Source organism: Myxococcota bacterium (genome assembly GCA_040387835.1).
Classification (GTDB): Bacteria; Myxococcota; UBA727; order UBA727; family JABDBI01; genus JAZKCZ01.
This window is the reverse complement of the sequence record JAZKCZ010000002.1, coordinates 878,341-890,767: the sequence shown is the minus strand read 5'-3', so window position 1 is coordinate 890,767 and position 12,427 is coordinate 878,341. Positions and strand designations below refer to the sequence as shown.

13 protein-coding genes are annotated in these 12,427 nt (G+C 48.6%); 6 read left to right on the top strand and 7 right to left on the bottom strand.

All coding sequences use genetic code 11. The annotated features are described in order from the left end of the window. Window positions 1-32 precede the first annotated feature (32 nt). Window positions 33-293, bottom strand: a complete 261-nt coding sequence (locus V4534_07045; protein MES2504616.1) for a hypothetical protein — start codon at window positions 291-293, stop codon at window positions 33-35. 137 nt (window positions 294-430) lie between these two features. Continuing rightward, window positions 431-1,255 (bottom strand): lysophospholipase, encoded by an 825-nt coding sequence (locus V4534_07040; protein ID MES2504615.1) that lies wholly within the window; start codon window positions 1,253-1,255, stop codon window positions 431-433. A 79-nt stretch (window positions 1,256-1,334) separates the two neighbouring features. Here V4534_07040 and V4534_07035 point away from each other — a divergent pair, with 79 nt between their 5' ends. From V4534_07035 to V4534_07015, 5 genes are read left to right on the top strand one after another with little or no spacing between them, the layout of a single operon-like run. Continuing rightward, window positions 1,335-3,392, top strand: coding sequence for a serine protein kinase (locus V4534_07035; protein ID MES2504614.1), 2,058 nt, complete (start codon window positions 1,335-1,337; stop codon window positions 3,390-3,392). Between the two features lie 2 nt (window positions 3,393-3,394). Beyond that, entirely contained in the window at window positions 3,395-4,507 is a 1,113-nt protein-coding gene (locus tag V4534_07030) for a DUF444 family protein (GenBank protein ID MES2504613.1), read from the top strand. After that, a complete protein-coding gene (locus tag V4534_07025) occupies window positions 4,508-6,016 on the top strand; it encodes a SpoVR family protein (protein MES2504612.1) in 1,509 nt (502 codons plus the stop codon). Beyond that, window positions 6,003-6,404: a 4Fe-4S dicluster domain-containing protein gene (locus V4534_07020; GenBank protein ID MES2504611.1), complete on the top strand. Its 402-nt coding sequence runs from the start codon at window positions 6,003-6,005 to the stop codon at window positions 6,402-6,404. The genes V4534_07025 and V4534_07020 overlap by 14 nt, the downstream gene beginning before the upstream one ends. 4 nt (window positions 6,405-6,408) lie before the next feature. Beyond that, a complete protein-coding gene (locus tag V4534_07015; protein ID MES2504610.1) occupies window positions 6,409-7,050 on the top strand; it encodes a glycerophosphodiester phosphodiesterase family protein in 642 nt (213 codons plus the stop codon). On the opposite strand, the gene dapA is transcribed toward V4534_07015, so the two are convergent. From dapA to dacB, 4 genes are read right to left on the bottom strand one after another with little or no spacing between them, the layout of a single operon-like run. Then, window positions 7,034-7,876: a 4-hydroxy-tetrahydrodipicolinate synthase gene (gene dapA, locus V4534_07010; protein MES2504609.1), complete on the bottom strand. Its 843-nt coding sequence runs from the start codon at window positions 7,874-7,876 to the stop codon at window positions 7,034-7,036. The two genes, V4534_07015 and dapA, sit on opposite strands and share 17 nt — an antisense overlap. A gap of 28 nt (window positions 7,877-7,904) precedes the next feature. Continuing rightward, entirely contained in the window at window positions 7,905-8,894 is a 990-nt protein-coding gene (fni, locus tag V4534_07005) for a type 2 isopentenyl-diphosphate Delta-isomerase (GenBank protein ID MES2504608.1), read from the bottom strand. 1 nt (window position 8,895) lies between these two features. Then, entirely contained in the window at window positions 8,896-10,173 is a 1,278-nt protein-coding gene (locus tag V4534_07000; GenBank protein MES2504607.1) for a lytic transglycosylase domain-containing protein, read from the bottom strand. 1 nt (window position 10,174) lies between these two features. Then, window positions 10,175-11,653 (bottom strand): D-alanyl-D-alanine carboxypeptidase/D-alanyl-D-alanine-endopeptidase, encoded by a 1,479-nt coding sequence (dacB, locus tag V4534_06995; GenBank protein ID MES2504606.1) that lies wholly within the window; start codon window positions 11,651-11,653, stop codon window positions 10,175-10,177. Window positions 11,654-11,729: 76 nt separating this feature from the next. Between dacB and V4534_06990 the strand changes: the two genes are divergently transcribed. Continuing rightward, window positions 11,730-12,134: a hypothetical protein gene (locus V4534_06990; GenBank protein ID MES2504605.1), complete on the top strand. Its 405-nt coding sequence runs from the start codon at window positions 11,730-11,732 to the stop codon at window positions 12,132-12,134. On the opposite strand, the gene V4534_06985 is transcribed toward V4534_06990, so the two are convergent. Further along, window positions 12,117-12,389 (bottom strand): hypothetical protein, encoded by a 273-nt coding sequence (locus V4534_06985; protein ID MES2504604.1) that lies wholly within the window; start codon window positions 12,387-12,389, stop codon window positions 12,117-12,119. The two genes, V4534_06990 and V4534_06985, sit on opposite strands and share 18 nt — an antisense overlap. Window positions 12,390-12,427 lie beyond the last annotated feature (38 nt).

The window sequence follows — 12,427 nt, the reverse complement described above, 5'->3', positions numbered from 1 at the left end:
CGGCGAATTTTGGCCGATATCTTTTGAATCAATTAGCCAACATCAATTACAGGCGCTTTTGGCTTCCCATTCATTTCCACCCAGCCCGCAACTCTAGCTTTTGCGCCGATTTCGAAACGATCTTTGTGTTGATCTAAAAGGGCGTTGAGCGCTTGGGTACCGATGGTTTTGTCGGTTTCAGATTGATGATTTTCGTTTTTGGCCGCTTCGATCAGGGTTTGGGCATCTAGCTCATTGAGTTTACGTTCGCCTTTTTGCTCAACCACTGCGTTGAAAACATTTGAAATTGGCATGATGAAATCCTCCTATCGATTAAAAGATCGACTTGGAGAGACCATTCCCGCGGAGCCTAAATAGTAGCTCGCTCTTTTTCAAAATGCGAAAACGCATCACCGGAATGAGATCGACGATTTTCTTGGAGAACTTCACTTCAGTGACGGGCAAGCCACTCGAGCATGTCTCGGATGGGCTCTTCTCTTCGCACTTCATTGTAGATCTCATGATAAAATCCTTCATAAATTTTTAAAGTACAATCAATTCCAGTCAAACATTCAAACCAGCGTTTGCTCGTTTCAAAATCTACCACATAATCTTCTGCCGAAAGTTGCAATAGCAGAGGGATCTGAATTTGTCCCGCCAGGCTGAGCGCTTCGGGTGTAATCGCAGACACACGCTCAAACCAGCGGGCCCTTACATATTTAAATACCAGCGGGTCATCCTGATATGCCCTTACCTTGAGCAAGTCATGCGTCAGATGCGCCGCGTCCAAGGTGTTTGGTAGGGCAAAGGCCGGCAGCAAAGAAGACATGATTTGGCCAAGCTTAGCTTTCCAGTACGGAACTTTAACCGCAATTGCGAACAACGGGGATGAAAGCACTAAACCTGACAACATTTGGGGCTTTTTTGCCGCATAACAGCTAGCCACTAACCCACCCATGCTATGAGCCACAATGGTGATCATGTGAACGCCGGTCCGAGTTCGCGCGGCTTCCATGGCTGCATCTAAATCGTCTTCGTATTGCGACAGGTCATCAATATAACCGCGCGCCCCATGCGATCGGCCGTGGCCTCTTAAATCGACCGCAAACACGCTGATACCAGCCCGATTGAGTTGCGCGATCAAATCGGCATAACGACCAAGATGCTCCGCGAAGCCGTGCACCAGCACCACAACCTTTTTAGAATTATCAACGAAAGCACTTCTGGTATAAAGCTTCGTCCCATCTCGAGATGAAATCCAATCGTTAGGCTGCATGAATGCACCGTTTGGCATAGGAGATAAAACTTGGCAAGTGAACTTGACCCGCCCTAAACGCCTAGCTTACAGTCTGACCATGAGGAATAAAGCGATAGGCGATACCGATTCAATCCTGAGGTCTTTCATTTCTACCGGCGAGCGGAAAGAATATGAAAATCTCCACTGGGAAGGATCTTTCGACGAATATCTTCAGCTGGTCAAAGACGATCCAAAAATTACCCGCACTTCCTTTCAGCGCCTTTATGACATGATGATGTCCTTCGGCAAAACCGAATACATCGATTCCAAAAAGAAGCTAGTTCACTATAGCTTTTTCGAGGACCCCATCGAAAATGGCAAAGATGCCGTGTTCGGACTAGACGTCCCCCTCATGCGCCTAGTGAACGTGGTCAAATCAGCTTCTTTAGGCTACGGCACAGAAAAGCGAGTTATTTTACTGCACGGACCGGTCGGTTCGGCTAAGTCAACCATCGCTCGTCTCATTAAAAAAGGGCTGGAACGCTACTCCAAAACAGACGAAGGGCGCCTTTATTCATTCGAATGGCATATCCCCAAAGAGCTTACCGAAGTTTCGGGCGGACAAGCGGTTATCCCCGATCCGATGCATGAAGAGCCACTCAAACTACTTTCCAGCGACATCAGAGACCGCCTCTGTCAAGAACTCGGGCTTGCCCGCATCAAAGGTGATTTAAACCCCGCCAGTCGTCATATCTTTAAACTGCTCATGGAGCATTACAAAGGGGACATGATGAAAGTCATGGCCCATGTGCGGGTCAAACGCTTGTTGCTCAGCGAAAAAGACCGCGTTGGCATTGGTACTTTCCAACCGAAGGACGAAAAAAACCAAGATTCGACCGAACTCACCGGTGACATCAACTACCGCAAAATCGCCGAATTCGGCTCAGATTCAGACCCAAGAGCGTTCAACTTCGACGGCGAATTCTGCATTGCTAACCGCGGTGTGATCGAGTTTATCGAAATTCTAAAATTGGACGTCGCTTTCTTATATGACCTCTTAGGCGCGACCCAAGAACACAAAATCAAGCCCAAGAAGTTCGCCCAGACCGATATCGACGAAGTCATCATCGGCCACACCAACGAAGCCGAATACAAAAAGCTGGTTGCCAACGAATTTATGGAAGCCCTCCGGGATCGAACGGTCAAAATCGATATCCCCTACATCACCAAGCTGACCGAAGAAAAACGCATCTACGAGCGCGATTACAATAACCAACGCATCAAAGGCAAACACATCGCCCCGCATACCGTAGATATGGCAGCAATGTGGGCAATCTTAACCCGCCTAGAAGCGCCAAAAGGCTACAGCCTCAGCCTGTTGCAAAAACTCAAGTTATACGATGGTAAAAGCCTGGCAGGATTCACCGAAGACACTGTCAAAGAACTCCGCAAACAATCGGGCCGAGAAGGTATGGAAGGTATCTCCCCCAGATACGTCCAAGACAAAATCTCCAACGCCCTGGTAAGCGATCTAAGCGAAACCAGCATCAACCCGTTCATGGTGCTGAACGAACTGGAAAACGGTCTCAAAACACACTCTTTGATTACCAGTGATGACCAAAAGAAAAAGTACATAGATCTACTGCAGATCGTTCGCCAAGAATACGAAGATATCGTTAAAAACGAAGTCCAAAGAGCGATCTCAGCCGATGAAGACGCGATCTCTAAGCTCTGTGCCAATTACATAGACAACGTTAAGGCCTATACACAGAAAGAGCGCGTCAGAAATAAATACACCGGCCAAGATGAAGAAGCGGACGAAAGACTTATGCGGTCGATCGAAGAGAAAATCGATATCCCAGAATCACGCAAAGACGATTTCAGACGCGAAATCATGAACTACATTGGCGCGCTGGCGGTTGAGGGCAAAAAGTTCGACTATCGCACCAATGAACGTCTACACAAAGCTCTGGAACTGAAGCTATTTGAAGACCAAAAAGACACCATTAAGTTAACCACCATGGTGTCCAATGTGGTGGACAGAGAAACTCAGGAAAAGATCGATATTGTGAAGCAGCGTCTGATCAAAAACTACGGTTATAACGAAGAAAGCGCGACCGATGTCTTAAACTTTGTCGCCAGCATCTTTGCGCGCGGCGATGCGAAGAGAGATTAACTATGAGCCTACGGATATCTGGCGATCACAGTCGATTCAAAGACATTATCCGTGGGCGCATCAAAAAGCATCTCAAAGACTACATTAAAAACGGCGAGTTTATCTCAAAGCAAGGGGACGACAAAATCACCGTCCCCCTGCCCCAGATCGACTTGCCCAAGTTCAAATATGGCTCTGCAGGATCCGGGGGGGTTGCTCAGGGCAAAGGTGAAGTCGGTGATCCGGTCTCAAAAAAGCAAGAAGACGGTGAGGGGGGTCAGGGCAAAGCAGGTGCGGACGGCGGAGAACACATTCTTGAAATGGAGGTCTCGCTCAACGAACTGGCGGACATGCTCGGCGAAGAACTGGAGCTTCCTCGTATTGAGCCCAAAGGCAGAAGACGACTAACCACCAAAAAGCAGCGGTATTCAGGCGTGCATCTGACCGGGCCTCAATCCCTGCGGCACTTTAAGCACTCGTTTAAAAATGCACTCAAACGCCAGATTTCTACTGGCACTTACAACGCAGCCAATCCGATCGTCGTCCCCATGAAAGAGGATATGCGCTACCGCAGCTTCAAGCCGATTGTTCGGCCAGAATCCAACGCTGTTATCATTTATATGATGGACGTATCTGGCAGTATGGGTGAAGAACAAAAAGAAATCGTCCGCATCGAAGCCTTCTGGATCGACACCTGGCTGCGCAGACATTACGACGGCATCGAGTCCAGGTACATCATCCACGATGCCATCGCTAAAGAAGTAGACCGCGAAACTTTCTTCCATACACGCGAATCCGGCGGCACCATGATCAGCTCCGCTTATAAGCTCGGTGCAGATATCATCGAAAAGGACTACCCATCTGACGATTGGAACATCTATCTATTCCATTTTTCAGACGGTGATAACTGGTCGGTCGATGACACCCGCTTATGCGTCGGAATTCTGAAAAACCGCATTTTAAACAGCGTGAACCAGTTCAGCTATGGGCAAGTTGAATCCCCCTACGGCTCCGGCCAGTTTATCAAAGACCTCAAAGAGCACCTACAAGCACACGAAAAAGTCGCGCTCTCCGAAATTAAAGACAAGGATGGAATTTACGGTTCAATCAAAGACTTTTTGTCGCAAGGAAGATAGATGCAAACTGTACTGCCCAAAGAGTTAGCCGTCATGCAAGCCCAAGTCGAAGCAGCCGCCAGAACTTACGGCCTCGATTTCTTTCCCACTTTCTACGAAGTGCTCGATTACGACGAAATGAACATGGTGGGCTCCTACATGGGCTTTCCGGTGAGATACCCCCATTGGAAATGGGGTATGGAATACGACAAAATGTCGAAAACCCATGAATACGGCGTCTCGAGAGTCTATGAAATGGTGATCAACAACGACCCTTGCTACGCCTATTTGATGGAAAGCAATACCATGGTCGATCAAAAGTTGGTCATGTGCCACGTCACCGCACATAACGATTTCTTCAAAAACAACCTAGCTTTCCAGCACACCAATCGACGCATGATCGATGAAATGGCCAACCACGCCACCCGCATAAGGCGCTACATGGACTGGTACGGTGTGGAAGTGGTCGAAACTTTCATTGATCAAGTACTCTCGCTCGAAAACTGCATTGATTACCATTCCCCGTTCATCACCCGGACTTCAAAAAAACAGGGCACCGAAGAAGACCCAGGCAGAGAACTCGAAGCACCGGTACTCAAAATTCCGTCCAATCGCGAATACATGGAAAGATACGTCAACCCAGATGATTTCGTGGAGTCACAAAAAAAACAGCTCAAGGAACGCCGGGAAAAACAACGCCGCTTTCCTGCACAACCAGAAAGAGACGTTGTCCGCTTCCTCATGACGCACGCGCCCTTGCTACGCTGGCAAAGAGACGTCATCGACATCCTCTGGGAAGAAGCACAATATTTCGCTCCCCAAGCCATGACCAAAATCATGAACGAAGGCTGGGCGTCCTACTGGCACTCCAAACTGATGACCGAAAAAGTCATGGACTCCTCCGAAGTGGTGGACTTTGCCGACCGCCACTCAGCCGTCGTTGCCATGCAGCAAGGCCAACTAAACCCCTATCGCCTAGGTTTAGAGCTTTTCCGCGATATCGAAGAACGCTGGAACATGGGTCGATTCGGTCTAGAATGGGAGCAAGTCACCTCCATGGCCGAACGGCGTCTATGGGATAAAAAACTAGGCCTAGGCCGTGAAAAGATCTTTTCCGTTAGAAAAATCTACACCGACATCACCTTTATTGACGAGTTCTTCACCCACGACTTCTGCAAAAAGCATGGCTATTTCGCTTACGGCTATGACAAAAAGAAGCAAGAATACTTGATCGAATCCAAAGACTTTATCGCAGTGAAGCAAAAAATGCTGGCATCCTTGACGAACTTGGGCCAGCCCAGTATCAGCGTGCTAGATGCCAATTACGAAAACCGCTCGGAAATTTTGCTAGAGCACACCCATGATGGCGTTGATTTAGACATGCAACACGCGAAGGAAACCCTGAAAAATGTCACCAGTCTGTGGACCAGGCCCGCTCACATTTTAACCAAACAGGACGACCGCCTCTGCATGCTCTCCTTCGATGGTCATCAATTTAAGGAAAAGATCATCGACCGTGCTCAATCGTAGTCAACGTAAGTGGATCTATGCCCAACTCTATTTCGCCTGGGTCGGCTTTAGCCATTATTTAGCCAAGCTCTGGATCTTTGGCCCAGTACGTGGCGCCAAAAGATTCGAAGAGAACTATTACCCAGAAGGCCACCTCCCCGTCTCCAAAGCCTTCCGCGCCATCGCCCACGAAGCCGGCCGTTGCACCACCTGCGGTCTATGCGATGCTGCCTGCCCGGAAAATCTAAGCCCCATGCGCCTGCTGCTACAATCTCCAAAGCCTTTCGGCACCGATGCGTGTTTATCCTGCCGAAAATGCGAAGCAGCCTGCCCCGAAAACATACCCATTATTTCCTACATCAAACTGGCCAGCGAAACCTTCAAACCCACCCCAACCTGGCGAGACTAACGGCATGACTCAAACTTTTTGGCCGACCAAACCATTTATCCTAGCCCACCGCGGCGCTAGATCGCTTGCGACGGAAAACACCATCGACGCTTTCATGAAAGCCATTGAACTTGGCGCTGACGGAATCGAATGCGATGTATTTTTAAGCCAAGATGGCATTCCCGTGGTTATTCATGATGAAACGCTAGACCGAACCACAAGCGGCCATGGCTTTGTCTGGGATCATACGGCTAAAGATTTGAGCGGGCTCGGCGTGCCGACTTTACAGCAAACGCTTGAATGTATGCCAAATGGTGATGTGGTTAATATCGAGCTTAAATCGTCCCAGCCTTTCCCGGCTTCACACTGGATTACGATTATCGAAGACCTCATGAATCAGCACTGCAGACTCCGCTTTATCCTGTCTAGCTTCGATCCGACTTTATTAGAAGGCTGGGGCGTCTCGTACCCGATTGGCCTATTGTTTGACTCAAACCAACCCGTTCAAATCCCCACCACCTTTAATCCAGACGCGCTTCACCTAGATCCTTCGCTTATACCCAGCGCACCAGCTGGATACAAAATAGTTCTTTGGACAGCGCAGAGTCTAGAAGACGCAAGACGGTGGCTGGCCGATGGTGCAGATGGGGTTATTGCTGAGTTTTAAGCAATTCTTTCACTCGCGTCAGCAGCTCTTCGCATTCAGCTCGCTCCAAACCTAACAACGGCAACCGGAACTCATTAAGCCCCATAGCCGTCTTAATCGAAATCGGATTTGGCCTAGAAGTGACATTGCTTAAAAATGCCAACTTAGCCGCCAGCGCTGGCGTAGGATTTTTGACTAATTCGACAAACAGTTTCGGCACCAGATTGGACCAAACCGATATAACCCCATGACCGCCCATGGCCATCAACGGCAGTACAAAGCTGTCTTCGCCAGAGTATAGCTTAAAGCCGGCTGGCGCATTCTCCAGCAACGTGTGTAGCCGAATCGGATTGAGGTTGCATTCTTTCACGCCGACAATATTTTTAAACTTAGACGCCAATTCGATAATAAGCTCAGCCGACATATCACAGGCTGTTCGGCCTGGATTATTATAGATAATCATCGGCAAATCATTCACTTCAGCGATACGGGCAAAATGGGCATACAGGCCTTCTGGCGTAGGCCGGTTATACCAAGGGGTCACATGAACTGTGGAAACTGCACCTAAATCCTTGGATTTACCCTGCCATCGCACCGCTTCACGTGTATCCACATGCCCTGCGTTCATGAGTACCACCATGTGCTGGCCTACACGTTTTACTGTCGTTTTCAGCAAAAGCTCTTTTTCATCTTCAGAAAGCGTAATGCCCTCACCGGTTGAGCCGCAAACCAAAACACCGTCTACGCCAGCAGCGGCCTGAGCATCCAAATTTTTTTCAAACGTTGTTAAATCAACAGAGCCGTCAGAATTAAAAGGTGTAACTAATGCAGTATAGACAACAGCCATCAGGCCTACATAACAAAGCTAACTTACGCTAGCAACCGGGCTTACCCGTGGCAAATAAGGCAATCCTGAGTTCCAAAAGTAAATCTTCGATGAACTCAAATAAAGCTTCTTCGCCGGCATCGGCAGCCACCAACATCGGGCGCGCCATGGCGGTCAGATTCGCGCCAAGATTCAGGGCTTTCAGCATGTCCTGCCCACTTCGAATACCACCGGTGGCTATCAGCGGGATATCTGCCGAAACCTGCCTCACATTTCGGATAGAATCCACCGTTGGGATGCCAAATTCCCCAAAGCGCATGCCCATTTTTTGACGGCGCTCGGTTTTGGCGCACATCGCTTCCACTTTAGCCCAAGAGGTCCCGCCAGCGCCGGCGCAATCGATGCCTGAAACACCCATATCAACAAAACGTTTGGCGGCCGCCTGGCTCAGGCCGAAGCAGACTTCTCGCACCAGGACAGGCAAATTTTGTTTAGAAAAATGCTCGCACAACCGTGCCATATTTTTCTGAACACCTAGATAGTCCACATCACCATCTTGGCAAGCTTCTTGCACCGCATTGAAATGGACTAAAAGCGCGTCCGCTTCGATCATATCGATGGCTCTTTGCACCGTCCCCAAATCCATGCCACCCGCTATTTGGGCAGCGCCTAAGTTAGCGAATATCAAGGCTTTGGGCGCATATTGACGTACCTTGAAAGTTTCCGCGAGAGCAGGATTTTCCAAGGCTACCCGCTGGCTACCCACACCAAAAGCTATGCCAAAATGCTCGGCTGCTCTTGCCCATAGGCGGTTTAATTCCAAACCACGCTCCATGCCACCCGTCATCGGCGCGATCATGAGCGGGGCCTTTAAGCTCTTACCCAAGAAAGCCGTATCCAGCGAAATTTTGTTCAACGAAATATCGACGCCGGCTTGGTTTTCTAAGGCAATTTCATCAAAACCAGCCGATTTTCTGTATTCGATTTCAGGGCTCAGACAAGCGTCTAGATGAGCCAATTTCGCTTTAGGGTCACGCATATTAGTCGGTCATAATGGTTGCTGTAGGCAATTGTGTAAAGTGGCATGTGCTGAGCCGGGCTCTTTTTCGGGATTTTCGGGTCTTGCGCTCCGGCAAAAATGCCAAGCGAGCCTCCAAACGTTTGCGATCCGCCGATGGCACCCGCAGCGTAAAGCCTTTGGGCAAGATTTCTCTGCCTCTATGTGCAAAAGAAGTTAAAGCTGGATTATAGGTTTTAAGCCAAACAGCCTCAACCGCTCTCGTGGAAAGTAAATCCGTGACAGATACCGCCTTAGGCAACTGAATCACATCGTAGGCCCAATGCGTGATCGGCTGAGCATCTGGAAAGATCTGTTTAGCCTGCCTGTAAACATCAACCGCCGCCAAAAACTCGGCATAATAATTGCGGGCCGCAAAACCAAAGCGCGGATTTTGATAATTTTTCAGAATCACTTCAAAATCTCTAGAGCCAACCATTTGGGCAGCCTTGGCCATGCCGCCTCGGCCATAATTATAGGATGTAATAATCAGCGGCCACTCAACCAGGCTGGACTTTGCTGACTGGATATAACGAATAGCGGCTTCAGTAGACACAATCGGGTCAAGCCGCTCATCCACCAAACGATTAACACGCATGTATTCAAAAGCTGTGCGCCTCATAAACTGCCAAATACCCGTGGCGCCTACACTGGACTTCGACTTTGGGTGAAATAAGCTCTCCACAAATACAATACCGATTAATTCTTCCGGCAGACCGGCCCTGCGAAGCCTGGATCTGATCTCATTTTCGTGAGCTCCAGAGCGCATATAGCCTTCCCTAAACTGATTTTTGAGGCCAGTTTGCGCCCTAATAAAATCCCATCTTCGAAATTTATCCTCCCGAGGGTTGTCTTTGAGGGCTTCGTAAATCTCCCCCGCCAACCCGGGCAGGCCGTCTCTAGAGTCAGGCTCACAAGCATCCAGTTCTTTTAAAACGGTAGCAATCTCCGCCTTTGCCTGCTTAATCGCTTGTTCTCTGGTTCTGCCAGAACCAGGCACTGTCATAACCCGATAAACCAAAGACAGATCTTCGGCGTCTGAAAAGATAATCTGATTGCTGGTCAACTCACCGTAGACTCGTCTCCAGAAGGCGATATTCGGAAGCAAAATCTGTGGCCTGGGGAAAATATCAAAATCGGAGGAAAGTGCCACATCTGTGGAGGGCGCGGATTGTTCGATCTCCGCTGGCTCATCAGACAAGCTCACACTTTGAGCAAGGACGCCAAGCGCAAAGAAAACGGATAAGGCAGCAATTTTCAAATCATCCTCCTACTAAATTATCCATCTCCTCTTCAATCGCTTCATCGTCCGGGATGGTATCTTCTTCAATCGAAATACAAGGCTCAACATCTGTATGTAAGTTTGCCAAGTAATTGCCAATACGATCTTCAAACCATCTGGCTCTGCAAAGTACCCTTGGTTTGCCCTGCACCAAGATGGAGAATATCACTGGATCATCGCCGCGCGTTTCCACATAGCCAGACAGAGAGCTAACATCCCTCAAAGTTCCCGTTTTTGCGCGTAAACTTCTTAAGGTCGGCTCCTGCCTCATGCGCCTAGACAAAGTCCCCTGCGTGCCCGCAACGCCCAACGAGGCCATGAATTCAGACGAAAGTTCAAAGTTTTTTTGTGCGTACTCGAGCAATTTCACGAACTGCCTGGCTGTGAAACGGTTGGTGGTGCCCAGCCCAGAGCCATTGGACAAGATAAAACTGCCCTTTTTAAAGCCAACTTTCTGCTCCAGAAATTTGGTAATCTGCTCAATCCCAACTGCAAATCTGGCAGGTTCACTCACTTGACCAGCAATGGCCTTCACGAGCATCTCTGCCAAAAAATTACTCGAGCTCTTATTCGTTTCCGCCACTAGCTGCGAAAGCATCGGTGAAGTGTCTGTCAAAATCAGGCGCCTGGAGCCAGCGCCATATTGCTCGCCTAAAAGCGCAATACCCTCTTGTCTCAAAAAGTACTTAAATACGGAAGCAAAATAGCGAGAAGGTTGATAAACCTTTTTCCGAACAACCAGCGGCCTGGAGCCTACAGCGATACCGCCGTTCAAGATGATTTCCGTGCGTAAACCATCGTCTTTAGAGCCAACGATGGGTCGTCTGCCTTTGGCGGTGGTTTTGATAAACCCTTTGGTTTTAAAATAATCTACCGGCGGGTCAGTCACCACAATCGCAGGCTCTCCTACCTCTGCAGGCCTGATAAACACGGAAACCGTGTTGTGATTAAGCGACAATGCGCCAATGGGGGCGGTGTAGATTTTTTGGCTATATTGCTCGCTCGCCCAGCCAGGTGGATTCCCTTCGCCCCCGAAAAAACTGTCGTCTAAAATAAGCTCGCCTCTGATCGATTCGACGCCTACAAGTTTCAGACGCCTGATAACAGATTGCAGGCGCTCATTGCTGATGCTCGGATCGCCATAACCCTTAATTACCAAATTGCCATTCAACACCCCGTGTTCAACCGGGCCTGTCGCATAGTAGTCAGTTTTAAACCTATACTCAGGGTGAAGCAGCTCCAAAGCCGCCAGTGTAGTAACCAGTTTCACATTGCTAGCAGGGTTCAGCAACATGTTTGGGTTATGTTCCGCAATGATCTGGTGACTTTTAGACGACATCGCTAAAAAGCCAACTTGAGCGCCTTTAAATTTATACAATATACTATTAAAACCTACGACGGCCGCCTGAATATATCCATTAGCTAAAAAAGCGCACAAAATTAAAATATTTTTTAGCATAGTCTCAAGATTATCATGGGCCGAGGAAAGTTTTCCACTGACGCATTGTTAAGAATAGCAAAGGAGATACCTGCCTATGTTGCGTACAATGCTAGCGTGGAGTTTTATGTTGGGACTTGCCGTTCCCAGTTTTGGCTTTTTCGAGGAAGCGCTGAAAAAATTCGAAGAAAAATCACTCGAGTTTTTGGCCAACTCAAAAAATCTGTTGGAAGTTCTGATCGCCGAATACGACGCCAAGGTCAAAGACTCAAAGCCTGAACTTTCCGAACAAATCGCCAAAGAGATGGACAAAAGGCTCGTAGCCTTCAAAGCAAGTTTGCGCAAAAGATTTGGCCAAGTTGACGCTTCTCCGATTTTTACCAAAGAATTTAAAGAGCACTTAGCCACCAAGCTAACCAGCATGGAAGCGGAAATCGATACGCACATCGAAAAAATCAGAACCAGACTCAATAAGCCCGAAAAACTACCGTCTGACCTGTGAACAAACGCAGCCTAAACTTTCAGGCGGTTTAGGCTCCACCGCAAGCTCGGTAGGAGCAATGGCATCTTCGGTCACAACTGCCTGTTGCTCATCATCGGTTACGACCAACTCGTCCTCTGCTTCTATGGTGACAAGCGGCTGCTTGCTCGGCTGAACCTCCGCAGGCAGGGATACAATCACACCGGGTTTCGGAATTCGGCTCACAGAAGCAAGTTCAGTTGCCAACAATAAAACCAAGATAAAGAAGCGAGCCATATTAATTGAACGAAAGGGATGCCTTGGTTAATCCTGCT

Coding starts and splice junctions, on each gene's coding strand:
- V4534_06985 (MES2504604.1), bottom strand. CDS start 12,389: ATGGCTCGCTTCTTTATCTTGGTTTTATTGTTGGCAACTGAACTTGCT.
- V4534_07025 (MES2504612.1), top strand. CDS start 4,508: ATGCAAACTGTACTGCCCAAAGAGTTAGCCGTCATGCAAGCCCAAGTC.
- dapA (MES2504609.1), bottom strand. CDS start 7,876: ATGGCTGTTGTCTATACTGCATTAGTTACACCTTTTAATTCTGACGGC.
- V4534_07030 (MES2504613.1), top strand. CDS start 3,395: ATGAGCCTACGGATATCTGGCGATCACAGTCGATTCAAAGACATTATC.
- dacB (MES2504606.1), bottom strand. CDS start 11,653: ATGCTAAAAAATATTTTAATTTTGTGCGCTTTTTTAGCTAATGGATAT.
- V4534_07040 (MES2504615.1), bottom strand. CDS start 1,255: ATGCAGCCTAACGATTGGATTTCATCTCGAGATGGGACGAAGCTTTAT.
- V4534_07015 (MES2504610.1), top strand. CDS start 6,409: ATGACTCAAACTTTTTGGCCGACCAAACCATTTATCCTAGCCCACCGC.
- V4534_07045 (MES2504616.1), bottom strand. CDS start 293: ATGCCAATTTCAAATGTTTTCAACGCAGTGGTTGAGCAAAAAGGCGAA.
- fni (MES2504608.1), bottom strand. CDS start 8,894: ATGCGTGACCCTAAAGCGAAATTGGCTCATCTAGACGCTTGTCTGAGC.
- V4534_06990 (MES2504605.1), top strand. CDS start 11,730: ATGTTGCGTACAATGCTAGCGTGGAGTTTTATGTTGGGACTTGCCGTT.
- V4534_07035 (MES2504614.1), top strand. CDS start 1,335: ATGAGGAATAAAGCGATAGGCGATACCGATTCAATCCTGAGGTCTTTC.